Here is a 17,735-nt window from a genome sequence, read left to right as displayed (position 1 = left end):
GTGACAGCCGTCGAAGACCTCTGGCGACACAAAAACAACCTACCCGGTGGCAATGGGGACCGGCCATGGAGGCCGGTGACAGGGCTGTCCAAATCCACCGGGTCTGACCTGGGTTTTCAAAGATCAACGCGAGCGACCCCCGCTGGAGATCGCGCACAACCGACCTTAACGATCTTACACCCGACCACCAGCGCCATGACCTGCGAAAACATCATGCGAGCGGCCACGCCTGGAACGGTCACCGCTGAGCCGCTCGCACGGAGCGACCTGGTGTTCGACTACCGGACGCCAATGCGTCCGGCCATGCTGCGGAGTCGAGGTGTCCGGGATTCACGGGTGCCGAGCAGGTCGCGGGTGACGGACTTGACGAGCGTCTGGTGCTTGGCCCAGTCCGGCGCCATCTGCTCGGCGGCGAGGACGAGGTTGGCGGCTTTGTCGTGCTGTCCCAGCCGGGCGTGCGCCAGTGCCCGGTCGGTGAGATGCCGAGCCCTGGATGCCAGAGGCAGGGCTGCTCCCGCGTTGGGCATGACGCGGGCGGCGGTGAGAGCGTCGCCGAATTCCTCGGTCTGCACGCCGACATCGACGCTCTGCATCGCAACTTGCGACGGGCCGAACGCGGTCTGGTAGTCCTGCCGATCCTCGCCGATCCGGTGCGCGACCTGGGAGCTCTCGGCGAGCAGATTCCGCGCACGCCCGTTCTTCCGCGCACGTGCGGCCGCGGTCGCTGCGGTGAGCACCAACGAGCCGTACACCGACAAGCCCGGCGGGCTCACCTCTCCACGCGGCTCGATCACTTCGGCAGCCCGAACCGCCAGCGCCTCGGACTCGACGAATCGGCCCGCCACCATCAACTGCCACGACAACGAACCTCGCAGAGTCGCCGCGAGCAACGGATCCCCGCTCTGATCAGCGGCATCGACGGCGTGCCGAATCGCGATGAACGCCGCGTCCGGCTGCCGCAGCTGAGTCAGCACGCACCCGGCGACCCAATAACCGTGGGCGACGGCAGCGGGATTCCCGGTCTCCGCCCGCAGTGAGGCCAGCGCAGACGGGATGAGAGAAACCAGCTGGTCGTAGCGCCCGGCCCAGTAGACACCCCACAGGTACGTGAGCGTCCGCTCGACCTCCCGAGGCTCCACGGGCTCGATCTCGGAGGGGTCGAGCAGATCATCGATTCCGGACACCGCGAACCGAAGCGCGGTAACCCCCTCACCACTCCCCTGCTCGGGAAGCGAACCCGGCCCGACGAGCTCCGCCAACGACACGTCGAGCGCACGAGCCAGCCGATGAAGACTCGCGACACTGGCCGAATTCCGGGTTCCCTGCTCAAGTTTCCGCACCAGATCCACGGAAACCCCAGCCCGCTCGGCGAGCTGTCGCTGCGTGAACAACCACCCCCGCAACTCGCGAACCCGCTCACCAAGAGCCTTGTCAGACACGAGGAACCACCTCATCCCACCGCCAAGAACCACCCAGCCTAGCCATCACACGATCAGCTGACGACCCCCGACCAGGCAAAATGCGCGCATTTGAGTCGGCGGGGCGGTGACAGACCTCCGTCGAGTCGGGTGAGAGAGGGTTTTGCCACCCAGAACGCAAGGAGGACCGACCGAGGAGGCCGGTGACGGCCGGTCCCGGCGGTGCCCGCGCCGTTCCAGTGGGGTGGCAATGAGGACCGGCCGGGGAAGCCGGTGACGGTGTGCTGTGATGACCCGCTCATCATCCAGGAGTGGTTGTGGCAATGAGGACCGGCCAGGGGAGGCCGGTGACGGGCTCCCCGGCGCTCACGCCTGTCCCCGGTCCTGCACTAGTGGCAATGAGGACCGGCCAGGGAGGCCGGTGACAGCGGACACGGTGGATGCCAGCTCGTCCGCAGCAGGCCGTGGCAATGAGGGCCGGCCAGGGAGGCCGGTGACAGCTACGGCCCGCCCGGAACGGGTAAGACGTCGGTGGTCGAGTGGCAATGAGGACCGGCCAGGGAGGCCGGTGACAGGGCTGTGCAAATCCACTGGGTCTGACCTGGGTTTTCAAAGATCAAGGCGAGCGACCCCCAATGGAGATCGCGCACAACCGACCTTGATGATCTTACACCCAGCCGCCAACCTCCTGACCTGCGAAAAGGGTATGCGAGCAGCTACGCCTGGGACGGTCACCGCTGGACCGCTCGCACAGCTCGACCGCCTGTTCTGCTGGCTTGAGCTGAGCGCGAGGCAGCGTCACTGCGTGAGGCTCTTCGTCCGGGTTGCGGGCGCTGGGTACGTGTCGAGAACCTCCGCAAGGTCTCGGAGGTGTTGGCCGAGTTGTTGGCAGTCCTGGCCGGTGAGGCGTCCGCCTCCGGCGTTGAAGGCTGCTTCGTCGAGGAGCCATTGGGTTTGGCGGAGGGCGATTGCCAGTGCCGTTTCGCGAGTGGTCATCGTGGGCGCTCGCAGGTCTTGCAGCGGGGGCGTCGGGTCGTGGGGTGCCCAGGTTCTGCCCACATCACCGGTTGCCCGCACGCGGCGGTCGGCTCGCCTTCCACGGCGAGGTGGGTTTCGACGTCTCGCAGTGACGGCGACGGAAGCCACCGCCGCACGACCGCCCCCAGAGTTGTTCCAGTCATGCCTTCAACATCGGCCCGCCGCAGCGGGAATCGGGTACGTTTCGTACCTCCACCCGATCAGTGGACGCCGATGCGGGTGGCGAGGGAGCGGACGGCCGCGGTCTGGCCCGTGGGTGGTTGGGCGAGCAGCGAGTGGGTGAGTTCGCGCGCCCATCCGTTGAAGCGGGCCGTCTCGGGCGCGGTTCGCACCGAGCGGTCGAGGATCGTGAGCGTGGCGTCCCGATCTCCTTGCAGGGCGTGTGCTCTCGCGACCTCGATGAGGTGCCGGGCACGACGCGGAACCGAGGCGATGTCGGCCGGGTCGAAGTCGGCCGCGCGCCGTGCTTCTCCCGCGCGGCGGAGTTCCACGCCGAGGGTGACGGCGTTGGCCTTCATCACGGGAAGACCGAAACTCGTTTGCACATGGCGGTATTCGGTTCCGAGCCGTTGGGCGATCCGGTTCGCTGCTTCCCAATGCCGCCAGGCTTCACCGTGCCGGCCTCGGCGGGCGCAGGTGAGGGCGTTCTCCGCGTGCAGCGCGCCGGCGATGCCCCGCCAGTCGTCCGGGCACGAGTCGAGGTGGGGTTCGACCTGGGCGATGCCGTCGGTGGCCACGCTGATCGCCTCCTCCCAGCGTCCCGACTCGCGCAACGCCTGCACCAGCGCCCACGCGCTCGCCGCCAGCTCGTACGGGTCGTCGGTTTCCTGCGCCTCGGTGACCGCGCGGTCCGCCACCAGCCACACCAGTTCCGGCGCGGGCTGGAACGCCACGTAGAAGTCCGCGAGCCGGTAAACACCCGCCAGGACACGTCGTGCCTCCCGTCGTTCCGAGCCTTGACGTGCGCGGACAGCGGTTTGGGCGTCGCGGATCAACGCGGGCAGCAGTCCGCCGAGGCGCGTGCGGTGATCGGGCGAAGCGTGCCGGACCTTCCACGCACCTGCCAGCCGCTCCCGCAGATGCGCCAGATCCACCGCGCGCGACTCCGGCTTCAGCCGATATTCGGTCAACGCCACCTGAACGTCGTGAAGCGCGGCGTGAGCCGCGGTCGGACCGTACTTGGCGACCGAGACCGCGTCCCCGTTTCCGGTGAGCTCGGCCAGGTCCCGCACGTCGAGCGCGTGCGCGATCTTGGCGAGCATCGACAACTTCGGCGTCTGCAACCGGCCCGTCTCGACCGCCTTCACCCACTCGGCCGACCGCTCAACGAGCCCGCCCAGGACACGACGACTCATCCCGACGCGCTCCCGCGCCAACCGAATCCTTGCTCCCACCGAGGAAGACATGGACCGAGCGTAGGCGAAAAGACCGACAGATGACGCCGAGTGAACCTACCGAGCAGAGAACCCGGGTCTGATTTGGCAACGTTGCAACGGGGACCGGCCGGGGAGGCCGGTGACGGTGGACCCGCTGCGGTCCGAGCTGACCGCTGCGCGGTGGCTATGAGGACCGGCCGACGAGGCCGGTGACAGGCTGGAATTGACGATTAGCCTGATGTGGCGGTTGTGGTGGCAATGAGGACCGGCCGACGAGGCCGGTTACAGATCTGGCCACCGCGGTGGAGCGCCTCCTCGACGACATGTGGCAATGAGGACCGGCCGGGGAGGCCGGTGACGGTGGACCCGCTGCGGTCCGAGCTGACCGCTGCGCGGTGGCTATGAGGACCGGCCGACGAGGCCGGTGACAGGCTGGAATTGACGATTAGCCTGTTGTGTGGGTTGTGGTGGCAATGAGGACCGGCCGGCGAGGCCGGTGACAGTCTGGGCCGAAGCCGCGGGCACCTGGATCGTCCCCGCGTGGCAATGAGGACCGGCCGGGGAGGCCGGTGACAGGTTGGGGTGCCGTACGTGATCCCCACGATGGGATCGGTGGCAATGAGGACCGGCCGGGGAGGCCGGTGACAGCTCCACGGTCTGCCCCTTTCTCGCGGTGTGGTGTACCCCGTGGCAATGAGGACCGGCCGGGGAGGCCGGTGACAGGAACGTGGCGTCTGTGCGGGCCGTCATCGACGGCAGGTGGCAATGAGGACCGGCCGGGGAGGCCGGTGACAGGCGCTGACAGCCGCGGGCATTCGGCCCGTCCTGGCGCAGTGGCAATGAGGACCGGCCGGGGAGGCCGGTGACAGCGTCCGTTGATGACGCCAAGCGCGTCGCCGAGACCGTGGCAATGAGGACCGGCCGGGGAGGCCGGTGACAGGGCTGTCGAAATTTGGCGGGGTTGACCTGGGTTTTCAAAGATCAAGGCGAGCGACCCCCGCTGGAGATCGCGCACAGCCGACCTAGACGATCTTACACCCAGCCACCAACGTCCTGACCTGCGAAAAGGGTATGCGAGCGGCCACGCCTGAGACGGTCGGCGCTGGACCGCTCGCGAAGCCGTCCGCTCGTACGGCGACCGCGCATCAGCAGGACCGCAGAGGACCAGGCGCGACGCGCACCGAGCGGACGGACTTCGCGAGGGATCAACGATGCCGATCAGGCACAACCCCGACGAACCGGACACCCCTCGTCCGGTCGGTCAGCGTACGAAGGAGGTGAAGAGTTGCAGCCAGGCGGCTCGCAGGAGGAGGCGGGTGGTGCCCGCCCTGTCTTCGTCGGCGGTCCGTTGCCGGCGGATGTTGCGCACCAGGAAAAATCCTCTTCGAATCCGTAGGGCCGGGCGTCGTCGCACATCGGCCCTGGAACTTTCGACGCCTGGCGGGACTCCGTTGTCTCGCCAGGCCGCACACCCGGCCGAAGCACGGGCTGCGATCGATACCTTGGCGGTTACCTGGCGTTTACGCAAGGGATTTCTCCTGCCGGCCACCCTCGGTTGATCGCGAACGAGCGTCTGACCTGGGATGATCGAATGCGAGTGAGCCGATCGGGTGGAGCAACGGCTGATGCTGCGAACGGCGGCTTGCGCTTCGAGGAAACCAGGAGGACGCGAATGCAGTACCGGCATCTGGGCAGCAGCGGCATGATCATCAGCGAGCTCGTCTACGGCAACTGGATCACGCACGGCTCCCAGGTCGAGGAGAACGCCGCCGTGGCGTGCGTGCGGGCCGCGCTGAACAACGGCATCACCAGCTTCGACACCGCCGACGTCTACGCAGGTGGGCGTGCCGAGGAGGTGCTGGGGCGGGCGTTGAAGCCGGAGCGCCGCGAGGGGCTGGAGATCTTCACGAAGGTCTACCACCCGATGGGCGAGGGCAAGAACGACCGCGGGCTGTCCCGCAAGCACATCATGGAGTCGATCGACAACTCGCTGCGCAGGCTGCAGACCGACTACGTCGATCTCTACCAGGCGCACCGCTACGATCAGGAGACTCCCCTGGAGGAGACGATGGAGGCGTTCGCCGACGTCGTCCGCAGCGGAAAGGCCCACTACATCGGTGTTTCCGAGTGGACCGCCGAGCAGATCCGCGAGGGCCACCGGCTGGCCCGGGAGCTGCGGATCCCGCTGGTGTCGAACCAGCCCCAGTACTCCGCGTTGTGGCGGGTCATCGAAGGCGAGGTCGTGCCCGCGTCCCGCGAGCTGGGAATCGGGCAGATCGTGTTCTCCCCCATCGCCCAGGGCGTGCTGACCGGCAAGTACCTGCCGGGCGCCGCGCCGCCGGAGGGTTCGCGCGCCACCGACGAGCGCGGCTCCACGTTCGTGGCCCGCTACCTGCGCGACGAGGTCCTCGAACGCGTCCAGCTGCTCAAACCCCTCGCCGAGGAGGCCGGCCTGACGCTGGCCCAGCTGGCGGTGGCGTGGGTGCTGCAGAACGACAACGTCTCGGCCGCGATCATCGGCGCCTCCCGGCCCGAGCAGGTGTCGGAGAACGCCGTGGCCGCGGGCGTGCGGCTGGACGCGGACCTGGTGGCGAAGATGAACGAGGCCCTCGCGCCGGTCGTGGTCACCGATCCCGGCAAAACCGCGGAGAACGCCCCGAAGTCCCGCAGCTGACCGCCGCGTCGCCCCTTCCGGGAGCGCCGACGAGCTCGTAACCTGCGACCGTTGGCCACGACCCGGGAGGGCGACGATGCGACCGAAACGCCTGGTGGACGCGGTGCTGTTCGACACCTTCGGCACCGTCGTCGACTGGAGAACCGGCATCGCCCAAGCCGTCGCCGAGTTCGCCGGGGACGCCGTCGACGCGAACGCGTTCGCCCTCGCCTGGCGAGGCCGGTACCAGCCGTCGATGGCGCCGGTCCGCCGCGGCGAGCGGGGCTTCGTCGACCTGGACGTGCTGCACCGCGAGAACCTCGAAGCCACCGCAGCCGAGTTCGGCCTCCCCCTGGACCGCCAACCGTCCGATGTGGACTGGCTGAACCGCGCGTGGCACCGGCTTCCCGCCTGGCCCGACAGCGTTGCAGGACTCACCGAGATCAAGCGGGACTTCATCATCGGACCGCTGTCCAACGGTCACACCGCCCTGCTGACCAACATGGCCAAGCACGCGGGCCTGCCGTGGGACGTGATCATCGGCTCCGACATCACCCGCACCTACAAGCCCGACCCGAACGCGTACCTGCGCACCGCCGAACTCCTCCACCTGCCACCCGAGCGCGTGATGCTGTGCGCCGCGCACAACACCGACCTCGCCGCCGCCCAGAAGGCGGGCCTGCGGACGGCGTTCATCCCCCGCCCGACGGAGTACGGCCCGGACCAGCGCGAAGACCTCCACGCAACGGGCCCGTGGGACGTGATCGGCCGCGACATCGTCGACCTGGCGAAGCAACTCCGGGAGCACGTGGCGTGAGAGGTCCGACTGCTCCAGCCGGGTGATCAACTGGAGCGCCTTTCACAGCCGTCACCTGATCGAGTTATAGCCTTCGCCCGCACGGTCGAAGCCAGATCAGGAGGAACGAGTGCCGGCGAAGAGGGCGCGATTCAGGTATTGGGTCTTGGACGCGCGGGATTTCTTGTACTGGATCGGCGCCGCGTTCTTCGCCGGTGCGCTGCCGAACATCGCCAGTGGTAGCGGTGGTTACGTTCTTTACAGCCTGACCGCGATAGCCGTGATCATGGCTTTCGCGCTCTGGTTGTACGCGAAGCGGAAGGACGGCATCGGCGTTCTCGTCCACTTACCCCGAGGCGGCGGCCGGAACGTCAAGAGCGATGCCTTCGAGGTCGTCGACAACGAGCTGAGCAAGAAGCACCGCGACTGGTTCAGGTCAGGTCCCGAACCCGAGCCCGTCGACGACCGAGCAGGTTGGGCGCTCCAGACCATCCAACACCGGCTGGGCGAAGCCGAATCGCGCGACGGGCGGAACCCGCCGATCTCCCTCTACATCCACTGCCACCACCCTGAAGCCTTCGCGCTGGGCGCCAAAGCCCAGCAGGCATGGCACGAGAAGCCGACCGGGCGCAGTGCCGATGCCGTGCTCCCGAGCAAGAACTCGTACCTGCGATTCCGCGTCGGCGCGTTCTCCACCTTCCGGATGGATCGGGGCCTCAGCTGCACTCCCGATGTCTACAGCCTGGACTTCTCCAGACTGTTCCGCGTCAACCCCAACCGGACCGCCCGAAAGCACAAATTCCACCGCCTCGAAGACGGGGACCGAGCGCACAACCGATTGGCGCTCATCATCCACGTTCACGGCGAGCACGACGATCCCGAAGCGTTCAAGCGATTCGCGCTCTGCGCCGCCTACGGCGGAGAACCAAACGGCTACCAGGTTCGAGACACCGACCGCTGCAACCGCGCCCTGTGCACCAGCATCCCCGCTTCCGAGCTGTTCCAAGGCCTGGAGAAGGGAACAGGCGAGGACATCCTGCTCGACCTCTTCGCCTCCTACCGGGAACAGAGCCGGAACATGTTCGGCCACGACCGAACACCGGTCCGGGTGTTCACGAACGGGCCTGCCCTTCTCGCGTTCGCGCTCGGAGCTCAGCTTCCTGCGGGAAGCCGAATCATCGAGTTCTCCCCCAGCCAGGCACCTTCCTCGAAGACCTCGACGCCGCCGAGCGAGAAGGTGATCGCGATCGTGGACGGCGACGACATCGGCAACCAGATGGAGCATCGCCTCCTGACCGGTAACGTCGAAGACGCCGCCGATTACAGCCATTCGGTCACCACGAGCCTGAGGGCGCTCGTCGACGACGTTCAGGAAATCGACGGCGCGCGGCTCATCTCGCAGGGCGGAGACAGCGCGATCTTCGAGTTCCCGGCCGACAAGCGCGCGGAGTTCGAGCAAGTGCTCCACCGGATCCGGATCAACCGCACGTTCCACGTCTCCTGCGGATATGGCGCCACGTCGAAGGAAGCCTTCATGGCACTGCGTCTGGCCAAGACGACCGGGAAGAACTCCACCGTCAACCACGACGAGATGCTCGCCTGACTCACCGCCACCGGGTCCGCACGTGTGCTGGACAAACAACGTCATGGCCGGGGGCATGCGAATGTCGTTCACCCTGTGTGACAGCATGTGTCGTGTCAGTGTTCGTGCTCGGGTTGGTCTTTGAGCAAGTCCGGACTGACCGACATCCAGCTGGGGGCTGTGTGTTCGGGTATGCATGGGGGCGCGGTTGAACGCCGACCTGGTGTTCTTGACATTGGGCGGCGTGCAGCCGTTCATCGCTGAATCCCGGAAGACCGCCGATGCGGCGGGGGCGAGTCTGACGGTTCGCCACGTGGTGGCTGCGGCGGCGAAACGTCCTGCGGCGCTGGAAGCGCCGTTCGGCCTGGTGATGCCGGCGCCGTCCGTGCTGACCGAGCAGCACAACGACGTTCCGGTCGGCATCAGCAACAAGATCGTGTTCCTCGCGCCTCCGGGCACGGGACCCGAAATCGCTGCGCGCGCAACGGCGGACGCCCGCGCGGAGTGGGATCGGCTGGTCCGGGAAGCTCATGGCAAGACCGTGAGCACTCCGGGTATGCCGGACCTGACCTGGGCGTGCGCCACGGGCGAGTTCGGTTCCGACGCGGAGTACCGGGAGTTGTGGAAGGCCGCCGAGGCGGCGATGCGGCAGCGCAAGCGGACCCGCTGGTTCACACCGCACCGGAGCACCGGCATGACGCTCTGCGACCAGTCGCCGCTGCTTCCCGCGATCGGTGTGCCCCGAGGCCAAGAGGCCATGAAGGTGCCCTCGCACGAGCGGAAGGAACGCTTATCCGCCGCCGGGTGGACCAAGCGTTCCGTGGGCAACACGATCTACGGGAAGGGCAGGCGCTTCGCGGCCACGACGGTCGTCGCCTCGAGCTGGTTCCGCGCGAAGCTCCTCGAGCGCGCCGCCACCGATCCGGAGCTGCGCCGGGAGCTGGTTCCACTCGTCGAGCACCTGGCCAGGATCTCGCCGAACAAGCCGGACCACGCGTCGATTCCCGGCGAGCATCCCGCCGAACTGGAAGCGCTGTCGAGCAAGGTCGGTTCCACGATCAGCCCGGACGCGTGGGAACCGCACGCGCTGCCCCACGACGTCCGCGAGAACGCGGCCGCGGGCCGTCGACTCGCTTCGCAGATCGGCCGCCTCGCCCAGCAGCACGAACTGCCGTCCCTGACGCCCTACTTCGCCATCGTCGTCCAAGACCTCGACAAGCTGGGCGCCACGATCAGCGATCTGAGCCTGGCGGACCAGCGCAACGCCTCGCGAGTGCTCACCGATCTCGGCGGCCGGCAACGAGAGCTCAGCCGTCACGCCGAGCACCTGGGTGTTCCCGTCTTCGCCGGCGGTGACGACTTCCTCGCCTTCGCTCCTGCGGCCACCGCGCTGCGGTTGGCCTCGGCGATTCGCCGCAGCACCGCGGAGCACCTGCGGGACGAACCCTCGCTCAGCCACGTCACGGCTTCCACGGCAGTGGTGTTCAGCCACATGACCAGCCCCTTGCGCGAGGCGATCGCCGCCGCACAACAAGCCCTCGACCAGGCCAAGGAGGCGCACGGACGCGGAATCTCCGCCCAGCGCAACGCGCTGAGCGTCGTCGTCCGGCGCCGCGGTGGGGAGCGAGCGCGCACCATTCAGCCCTGGTATCACCACGACCACGACGCCGCCGAGCTCCTGGGCTCCGCGGCTCCAGACGCGCAGTTCTCCGCCAAGCTCGCGAGCCGTCTCGAGCACGACCGGGACGAACTCGCCCGCCTCGCCGGAGCCGACGACGGTCTCATCCGGGACGTCGCCCGCGCCGAGGTGCGACGGCTCGTGGAGCGTCAGGGCGGCACACCCGACGTCGCCGATGCCGTGATCGAGCTCGGCGAGCACGAGCGGCGCGCCGACGGAACGTCCTCGCGGTTCGACCCGGTCCCGGCTGCGCTGGTCGCCCGCTTCCTCGCCCAGGAGTGCCGCTGATGGACACGACATGGCTGTCGATCGAACCTCTCGACACGCTCATGGTGCGGGACGGCCGCACGTTCGCGCCGGGGGAAGGCGTCCGAGGTGAGGCCACGACACCGCCGCCGTCCACGTTCGGCGGGGCCGTGCACCAGGCCCTCCAGCGCGACGTCTCCCACCGCATCGTCGGACCGGTGGTGCGGGTCAACGGCACTCCGCAGTTCCCGACCCCGGCCGATCTGGTCGTCGACGACCGCGGAAATCTCGACCGCCTGAACGTCGTCGAACGTCCCGCGGGTATCACCACGGATCTCGACGAGCGCAAGGTGTTCAGCCACGTGCTCGACGGCGAAGGCCAGCCTCGGGGAGGATGGTTCACCAGGTCCGGCATGGAGGCCTGGCTGTCCGGAGACGTGGCGACGGGAACCGACGATCCCGCCGAACACCTCGGTGAAGACCCGTGGCGCACCGAGTCGCGTCTGGGGCTCACTCGCGAGACATCCGGCCGGTACCGCGACACAGCTGCGAAGTCGCTGCTGTACCTGGCCGATCACCTGCGTCCCGCGGACGGGATGTCGTTCCTCGTCGGGTGCGAGGACGATCAGCCCATCGACGAACCGGTCACCGACGTGGTGCGCCTCGGCGGGCTCGGGCGCAAGGCCACGGTGCGAAAGCACCCGTACGGCAGCCCGATGCCCTCAGCGCCGAAGCGCTTCCCCGGCGGACGGATGACCGTCTACCTCGCCACGCCGGCGCTGCTCAACGACGTGTTCTGGCACCCGTCGAACGCCGAGTTGTGCGCCGTGGCGCTCACCGGGCCGACGCCGCTGGCCAGCGCGTCGTGGCGGAACGGGGTCGATCGCACGAAGCTGCTGCGCTGGGCCGTGCCCGCCGGGAGCGTGTACTACCTGAAGTTCAGCACCGAACAGGACGCCCTTCGCTGGTCTGCCGACCACCACGGCACCCTGCTGCCGGACGGAGCGCAAGGCGAACGCGGCGAACACGGAGAAACAAGGATCGCCACAGCGGGTTTCGGCACCTGCCTGACCGGGAGTTGGTAGTGGAACGACGATTGCTGGTTCTGTTCGCGGAAACCCCTGTGCACGCCGGTGGAAGCGTGTCCACGGGCGTGGTGGACCTGCCGATCCAGCGGGAGGCCTCGACGCGTTTGCCCGTGGTGTGGGGGCAGAGCCTCAAGGGCGCCATCCGCGACGCCGCGCGCGACGCCGGCTGGGAGATCCAGGACAAGGGGCAGAAGGTCTTCGGCTCACGCCCTCCGGGGCAGGGGCCCGGCGAAGCCGACGGCGACTTGGTCAAGGGAGACGTCTCGTTCGGCGACGCGCAGCTGCTGCTGTTCCCGGCGCCGACCATGACCAACACCTACGCCTGGGTGACCTCCCGACAGCTGGTCTCCCGGCTCAACCGCAAGGTCGAGCTCGTCGCGCCCGGGCTCGAACCACGGCGGCTCCCGAGCCCGGGCAGCCGGGGCTTCGCACCCGCGGGATGGGAATCGCAGCAGGCCATCGGACCGTACGTCGTGACGCTTTCGGAGGACTCGGCGATCGCCGGGTTGGGAACCGAGCTCGCATCGTTGTGCTGCCCGTCGAGCAACGCGTTCCAGTACACCCGCGACAAGCTCGCGAAGGACCTGCTCTACGTCGGCGATGACGTGATGGGCCACCTCGCCGAGACCGGGACCGACGTGTCCGCGCGGGTGCAGCTCGACTACGGCACCGACAAACAACCCGGTAGCAAGACGGTCAACAACCTCTTCTACTCCGAGAACCTGCCGGCCGAGTCCGTCCTCGTCTCCGTGCTCACCGGGACGAAGGAGGCGCTCGACGCGGTGTCGGATCTCCTGGACGGGCAACCGATGCAGCTCGGTGGGAACGAAACCATCGGCAAGGGGATGTTCTGGTGCCGCGTGCACGATGCCCACTCGCTGCGGGAGGCGCGCGCATGACCCAGCGCATCGATCAGGAGCTCGCGGTCACCGCAGCGACCGCGCTGCGCGACGTCGAAATCGGCCCGGAGTTGTTGAGCGTGCTGCGTTCACTGCCGGTGCTGATCCACAACAACGGCCTCGTGATGGCCTCCACCTACCTGTTGTCGAAGGCCGACAAGGCCCACGACGACGATCGGCACTGGCGCGTCGCCCGCACGATCCTGACCGAGGCGGCTCGCGTGATCCAGCTGGATCCGCGCGACCGACCTCTGGACATCCTCGACCAGCTGTCGGGAACGGACGGAACCAAGTACGCCGTCGCGCAGCGCCGTGCCCAGGAGCTCGCGACGTGGTTGAGCCGGGTCGGTTCGGCGAAGGCCGCGGAGACGAGTTCCTGATGGCGCAATACGGTCCGATCGCCGACCTGAGCAAGGAGAACCGGGGCAGTCGCGGCGGCTCGAACGGTGCGCTCGTCTACACCGGCAAATGGGTCGGTGGTCGAAGCACGGACGGCCGCCTCACGCCGGATTCCTCGGCTCAGAAGAGGCACTTCAAGGAAGTCATCGAGGCGGTCGAGCACGTCGACGGAGCGATGCTGCGCGGATTGCACATCCGCCGCCGAGCTGCCGCAGATCAGATCGCGAAGCGGTCCGGCATGCGCGTGCTTCCGATCCGGATCGCCCCGAAGTGGCGGGTTGTCGTCGGGCACGGAGCCGACGACAACTACGAGACCGGCTTGACGTTCTCCCGCACCTACGGCGTGCCGATCTGGCCCGGCTCGGCGTTGAAGGGCTTGGCCGCCGCGCAAGCGCGCGAGTCCTCGGTGCCGGACGAGACGATGCGGCGGCTCTTCGGTTCGCCTCGACCGAACATGCCCGACGCGGAGGCCTCCCGAGGACGGGTCGTCGTGCTCGACGCCCTGCCCGCGCAGCCTCCCGAGCTCGCGCTGGACGTGCTCACGCCGCACCAGCCCGACTACTACGCGCAGGTCAACCAGGCGATCAAGCCCGTGGACAAGCAACCGGCGGAGTACAACAACCCGGTTCCGGTGCGGTTCCTGGCAGTCCACGGGACTCCGTTCAAGAGCGTTCTGATCGGGGAAGACAGCGACGTCCACGCCTTCGCAGCTCTGCTGAAAGAGGGGCTGGACGATCTCGGCATCGGAGGGAAGACCTCTGCCGGCTACGGCTACTGCGGTCTGGATTTGAAATGACTTCACGCGTGCACGTCATTCCCGTCGGCCTTTCCTTGCTGAAGAAGCTGGAGGGAAAGGACATACTCGGGTCGGTCTATGAACGAAACCTGTGGCAGGCGCTCCGCGACAACAACGACGCGGAATCCCTCCTGCCCGCTGAGGCCCTGACCGAACTGGACGGCCTTCCGCACGACCTCTGCCCGGAATGGCAAGGCATCGACGTCTACTTTCAGCGCCACGTCAATGACGACCAAGACTCTTGGGTCTTCGTCGGCTCCGACACCGAGAAGGGATCGCAAGCTGCTCTGCTCACAGCGATGCGGCAAGCACGGCTGAAAAACGTTCCGCTGCAGTACATCGACGATCCCGCGGAGTCCAACCCTCGTTTGACCGCCGGGGCCTGCGTTGTCGCACGCATCCCAGGATTAGATCTGTCGTCACCGGAGCTTCCGCGACAGACGTTCACCGCCTTGGGCGGGCTAGGACGTCTGATCGTGCAGTCTCGTCCCGAAACCGCCGTGGTGTTCCACCTCTCCGGCGGGTATAAGGCGATGCTCCCCTACTTCCTCACCGTGGCGCAGGCGGTCAAGACCAAGCTCGGGCGGGAGGTGGTCGACGCGTACTGCTTCCACGAAACCGGCACCGGTTCGCTCGTAGAACTCCCGGTTCCCCGTTTCACGGGAAAGCTAGCCGAACTGCTGGGCACTCTGGCCCGGGTCTCGGATGGCGGCACCGTGGATGTGCCCTCCGGCAACGAGTTCAAGTACTTGGAAGGTCTCTACGTGGAGTCCAAGCCCCTCATCGGCTACGAACTCAACCCCTCCGGCGTCGTCATCGCGGGATCGCTATGGACGGGGTGACCACCGACGAGCTGAGTGAGTACGAGAAGTCGGCTCTGATCCTCAAGCGACACAGGTCTGCGCTACACCCCGTTCCGACGAAAGGATCACAGCTCGAAGTCATCGGTGCAGGAGAAGAACTTCTCGCCAATGCTCTTGAGGACCCAACCCTGCTCGAGGGCTACCGCCGCGAGCGCGACGCCCTGTCCCGCTACCGGATGCTCGTGGAGTTCGTGGGACATCTCGAGTGCAACCTGGAACTCCTGCCGTCTCGATACCGGACGCGTGCTGCACGTCTGCGATTCTTGGTGTGGAGTCTGCCCTTCCGCATCAGCAACCAGGAAGATGCCGCCTGGATGCGCGAAGTCCACTCATCGGTGTTGGGCGATAAGCGCTTGAGCCGCAACACCATCGCACAGCGAGCCATCGCCGCCAGGAACGACTGGACGGAACATCTCGCGCGCGCCGAGGACGACCCATGGCTGTCCGCTCGCCGCGCCGACTCGCCCCGCGAGTTCGACATCGACCACAGGTGGCTGACCGAGCGCTGGCCGAACCGCACGCGGGAGGGCCTGAGGATTCCTTCTGCCGAAGGTGGCGATGACCAGCCCGGCCACGCCCAGCGGGTCACCGAGCTGCACTGGCTCGCCATCGGCGACGTCCTGGCTGCCGCTCGGGCGTTGTCCCCTTTCAGCTGGTGGCCACGACTGCTGCCGTGGTTGCCGCCCCTCCTGGCCGGGTTCGCTCTCATCACCTTGTTGTGGTGGCCGGGAGCCGGCGTGGCTCGCTACCTGGCACTCGCGGGGATGTTCGCCGTGGTCCTGCTCGCCACATCCCTGCCCTCCGGCTGGGATTCCCTCTTGCTGCTCCGCCTGCCCGCAGCCGTCTCGGTGGGAACGGCAGCGGTCTTGGCTCTCACACCGCGGTGGTGGGTCGCCACGACGGGATGGCACGTGGGACTCGGTCTGGCCGTGGCCGCGTCTCTCTACCTCATCCTCGAATCGCGGCTGCACAACGTCCGGAGCCTCGACGCATACCGCCGCGGGCTCATCGTCGCGCTGATCGGCCTCTCCTACGCCTTCCTGATCAGCCTGGTCATGCTGGGTTTCGCCTTCCCCGTTGTGGCCGAACACGGGCAGTGCCTTGCCGGTTGGTGGGATCAGCCGGCCACCGAGGCCCGGACGTTGGACGCGCAGTGCACCAAGGCACTCGGGGCGTGGCCTGACAACTCCCCTCTCCCGAAGGTCTCCAGCCCGATCGGTGCGTTGGCCACGCTCACCGGCTGGTCGTTCAGCATCGGAATCGCGGTCCAGCTGATGTGGGACAGCCAACCGGTCACCGCACCGCTGGGCCGACTTCGTCGTCGAGGAGGTTCCTCTTGAGCGCGTGGACGAAGTTCACGTTGGAGGTCGTCACTCCGCTGTTCAGCGGAGACGACCCGCAGGACAAGACGTCCCCGATCCGGGTACCGTCGATTCGCGGCGCGCTCCGCTTCTGGTTCCGCGCCCTCGCCGCCGGCCACGGCGTCGAAGACCTGACAGAGCTCGCCAAGCAGGAGTCCGAGCTCTTCGGCAACACCAACCGCCCCTCCCCGATCCGCCTGCGCGTGAACGACGGGCCGACGGCGCGTCGTGACGAGTGGTCTTGGTGGGTTCCGAAGCCGAAGAACAGCGCCTTCAACGGAGTGCACTACCTGCTCGGACAAGGACTGTGGAACCACAGGGACGGACTCACTCGTCCCCACGTCCCCCCGCGCACCGAGTTCACCCTCGAGGTCCGGTTCACCGGAAACGAGCGGCTGGACTCCCGTTTCCTGCTCACGATGTGGACGTGGCTGTACTACGGCGGGCTGGGTGCCCGAACCCGCCGCGGATTCGGGCAACTCCGCTGCACCAACGTCGAGAGCACCCTGAACCACCCGATTCTCGGCATGATCGCCAAGCGACCGAGCATCGACTTCTACCGTAAGCTCATGCGAGACCCAGTACCGCCGAAGCTTCGTGAGGGCACTGGTCTCGGTGCGACGAAGGCGGAATCACCCGCATCACCCTTGCCGAAATTTCCCATGCTGGCGCCGTACGGCTGGAAGGGCGCGGTCCTCGACCCCGACCCATACGATGATCTGGAACCGGTCCTGCACGAAGCCGGTAGGCGGTGGCGCAACTACCGCGCCAGCCAGGACATCGACCACATCCCGGGCAAGAACACCCGCTCCCCGGAGTGGATCGACGTCATCCACGGCAATGAGAGCGAGTACCCGATCGCGGCCCTCGGACTCCCGATCAACTACTTCTCGAAAAAGTCGCAGTCCTCAATCTACAAGAACACGATCGACGTCAAGTTCGGCCTCGATAACGAGCCGGGACGGCGCGTCTCTCCCGTCTGGATCCGCCCCACACCCCTGAAGATAGGCCCAAAGGAAAGTGACCCGACCTCGTGGTATTTGACCACCCACATCTTCTACTCCGAGCTGCTTCCGCCTGGAGCACGGCTGGAGCCGAAAAAGAAGCTCTCCCAAACCCCTGCTATTCCTGACGAAACGCTCGCCAAGACCCAATGGGACAGATGGCTCAAGAACGAACGCCGCCGGTAGCCGAATGCCCACCCTCCACCAGGGCCCCGGCCCCCTCACCGCCGATCTACACTCACTGCTCTACAAAGACCTGTGCGAAGCCGAAGAAGTCGGCGGCAGATTAGAGGCAGGGGTCCTGGGAACGCGGCTTGAGCCACGCGTCTTGGGTTGTTGGTCAATCACCCCGGCCTCGAACCTCGCTCATCCGCACCGGCCAGCATCAAGAACCGCACACCACCACACGCACTCGAATCCACCCCACGATGCGAGCGACCCAGCGATGCCCCCACCCGACAGGACCGCTCCCACCCCGTTTCCGCAGTTCATCGCCGTGATCGCGGTCCGGTAAGATCAGGAACGACTACCGCAGCGA

General features: G+C 67.2%; 13 protein-coding genes and 1 CRISPR repeat array. Of the genes, 11 read left to right on the top strand and 2 right to left on the bottom strand.

Going from position 1 to position 17,735, the window contains the following annotated elements:
• Positions 1–278: 278 nt before the first annotated feature.
• Both BM424_RS24795 and BM424_RS24790 read right to left on the bottom strand, forming a co-directional pair.
• A complete protein-coding gene (locus BM424_RS24795) occupies positions 279–1,439 on the bottom strand; it encodes a helix-turn-helix domain-containing protein (RefSeq protein WP_245776110.1) in 1,161 nt (386 codons plus the stop codon).
• A 1,217-nt stretch (positions 1,440–2,656) separates the two neighbouring features.
• Positions 2,657–3,862, bottom strand: coding sequence for a helix-turn-helix domain-containing protein (locus tag BM424_RS24790; protein ID WP_093422671.1), 1,206 nt, complete (start codon positions 3,860–3,862; stop codon positions 2,657–2,659).
• Between the two features lie 80 nt (positions 3,863–3,942).
• Positions 3,943–4,772: direct repeats of the CRISPR family, unit length 36 nt; unit sequence GTGGCAATGAGGACCGGCCGGGGAGGCCGGTGACAG.
• A gap of 732 nt (positions 4,773–5,504) precedes the next feature.
• Here BM424_RS24790 and BM424_RS24785 point away from each other — a divergent pair.
• The 11 genes from BM424_RS24785 to cmr1 all read left to right on the top strand — a co-directional run bounded on the left by BM424_RS24785 (position 5,505) and on the right by cmr1 (position 17,383).
• Positions 5,505–6,506 (top strand): aldo/keto reductase family protein, encoded by a 1,002-nt coding sequence (locus BM424_RS24785; protein ID WP_093422669.1) that lies wholly within the window; start codon positions 5,505–5,507, stop codon positions 6,504–6,506.
• Positions 6,507–6,582: 76 nt separating this feature from the next.
• The gene (locus BM424_RS24780; protein WP_093422666.1) at positions 6,583–7,302 is read left to right on the top strand and encodes a haloacid dehalogenase type II; all 720 of its coding nucleotides are present in this window, start codon (positions 6,583–6,585) and stop codon (positions 7,300–7,302) included.
• A gap of 145 nt (positions 7,303–7,447) precedes the next feature.
• Positions 7,448–8,884 carry a mCpol domain-containing protein gene (locus BM424_RS24775; protein WP_093422663.1) on the top strand — a complete coding sequence of 479 codons (1,437 nt, stop codon included), beginning with the start codon at positions 7,448–7,450 and terminating at the stop codon, positions 8,882–8,884.
• 175 nt (positions 8,885–9,059) lie between these two features.
• Positions 9,060–10,829, top strand: coding sequence for a Cas10/Cmr2 second palm domain-containing protein (locus tag BM424_RS24770; RefSeq protein ID WP_139274153.1), 1,770 nt, complete (start codon positions 9,060–9,062; stop codon positions 10,827–10,829).
• The gene (locus BM424_RS24765) at positions 10,829–11,872 is read left to right on the top strand and encodes a type III-B CRISPR module-associated Cmr3 family protein (protein WP_093422657.1); all 1,044 of its coding nucleotides are present in this window, start codon (positions 10,829–10,831) and stop codon (positions 11,870–11,872) included. The genes BM424_RS24770 and BM424_RS24765 overlap by 1 nt, the downstream gene beginning before the upstream one ends.
• Positions 11,872–12,774, top strand: coding sequence for a type III-B CRISPR module RAMP protein Cmr4 (gene cmr4, locus BM424_RS24760; protein WP_281248800.1), 903 nt, complete (start codon positions 11,872–11,874; stop codon positions 12,772–12,774). The genes BM424_RS24765 and cmr4 overlap by 1 nt, the downstream gene beginning before the upstream one ends.
• On the top strand, positions 12,771–13,154 hold the full coding sequence (locus BM424_RS24755) for a type III-B CRISPR module-associated protein Cmr5 (protein ID WP_093422652.1): 384 nt from the start codon (positions 12,771–12,773) through the stop codon (positions 13,152–13,154). Before cmr4 ends, BM424_RS24755 begins: the two co-directional genes overlap by 4 nt.
• Positions 13,154–13,969 (top strand): type III-B CRISPR module RAMP protein Cmr6, encoded by an 816-nt coding sequence (gene cmr6, locus BM424_RS24750; RefSeq protein ID WP_093422650.1) that lies wholly within the window; start codon positions 13,154–13,156, stop codon positions 13,967–13,969. The genes BM424_RS24755 and cmr6 overlap by 1 nt, the downstream gene beginning before the upstream one ends.
• The gene (locus BM424_RS24745) at positions 13,966–14,811 is read left to right on the top strand and encodes a hypothetical protein (protein ID WP_093422647.1); all 846 of its coding nucleotides are present in this window, start codon (positions 13,966–13,968) and stop codon (positions 14,809–14,811) included. The genes cmr6 and BM424_RS24745 overlap by 4 nt, the downstream gene beginning before the upstream one ends.
• The gene (locus BM424_RS24740) at positions 14,808–16,172 is read left to right on the top strand and encodes a hypothetical protein (RefSeq protein ID WP_139274152.1); all 1,365 of its coding nucleotides are present in this window, start codon (positions 14,808–14,810) and stop codon (positions 16,170–16,172) included. The genes BM424_RS24745 and BM424_RS24740 overlap by 4 nt, the downstream gene beginning before the upstream one ends.
• Entirely contained in the window at positions 16,169–17,383 is a 1,215-nt protein-coding gene (gene cmr1 / locus BM424_RS24735) for a type III-B CRISPR module RAMP protein Cmr1 (protein WP_175548256.1), read from the top strand. The genes BM424_RS24740 and cmr1 overlap by 4 nt, the downstream gene beginning before the upstream one ends.
• Positions 17,384–17,735: the final 352 nt, after the last annotated feature.

The organism is Saccharopolyspora flava (genome assembly GCF_900116135.1).
GTDB classification, from domain to species: Bacteria; Actinomycetota; Actinomycetes; order Mycobacteriales; family Pseudonocardiaceae; genus Saccharopolyspora; species Saccharopolyspora flava.
The sequence above is the reverse complement of the archived record's forward strand: the minus strand, read 5'-3'. Positions and strand labels throughout refer to the sequence as shown.

What these genes read in the sequence shown, in the direction of transcription:
- BM424_RS24745 (WP_093422647.1), top strand. Translation starts at nt 13,966, where the DNA reads ATGACTTCACGCGTGCACGTCATTCCCGTCGGCCTTTCCTTGCTGAAG.
- BM424_RS24770 (WP_139274153.1), top strand. Translation starts at nt 9,060, where the DNA reads ATGGGGGCGCGGTTGAACGCCGACCTGGTGTTCTTGACATTGGGCGGC.
- BM424_RS24785 (WP_093422669.1), top strand. Translation starts at nt 5,505, where the DNA reads ATGCAGTACCGGCATCTGGGCAGCAGCGGCATGATCATCAGCGAGCTC.
- cmr6 (WP_093422650.1), top strand. Translation starts at nt 13,154, where the DNA reads ATGGCGCAATACGGTCCGATCGCCGACCTGAGCAAGGAGAACCGGGGC.
- BM424_RS24780 (WP_093422666.1), top strand. Translation starts at nt 6,583, where the DNA reads ATGCGACCGAAACGCCTGGTGGACGCGGTGCTGTTCGACACCTTCGGC.
- BM424_RS24755 (WP_093422652.1), top strand. Translation starts at nt 12,771, where the DNA reads ATGACCCAGCGCATCGATCAGGAGCTCGCGGTCACCGCAGCGACCGCG.
- BM424_RS24790 (WP_093422671.1), bottom strand. Translation starts at nt 3,862, where the DNA reads ATGTCTTCCTCGGTGGGAGCAAGGATTCGGTTGGCGCGGGAGCGCGTC.
- BM424_RS24765 (WP_093422657.1), top strand. Translation starts at nt 10,829, where the DNA reads ATGGACACGACATGGCTGTCGATCGAACCTCTCGACACGCTCATGGTG.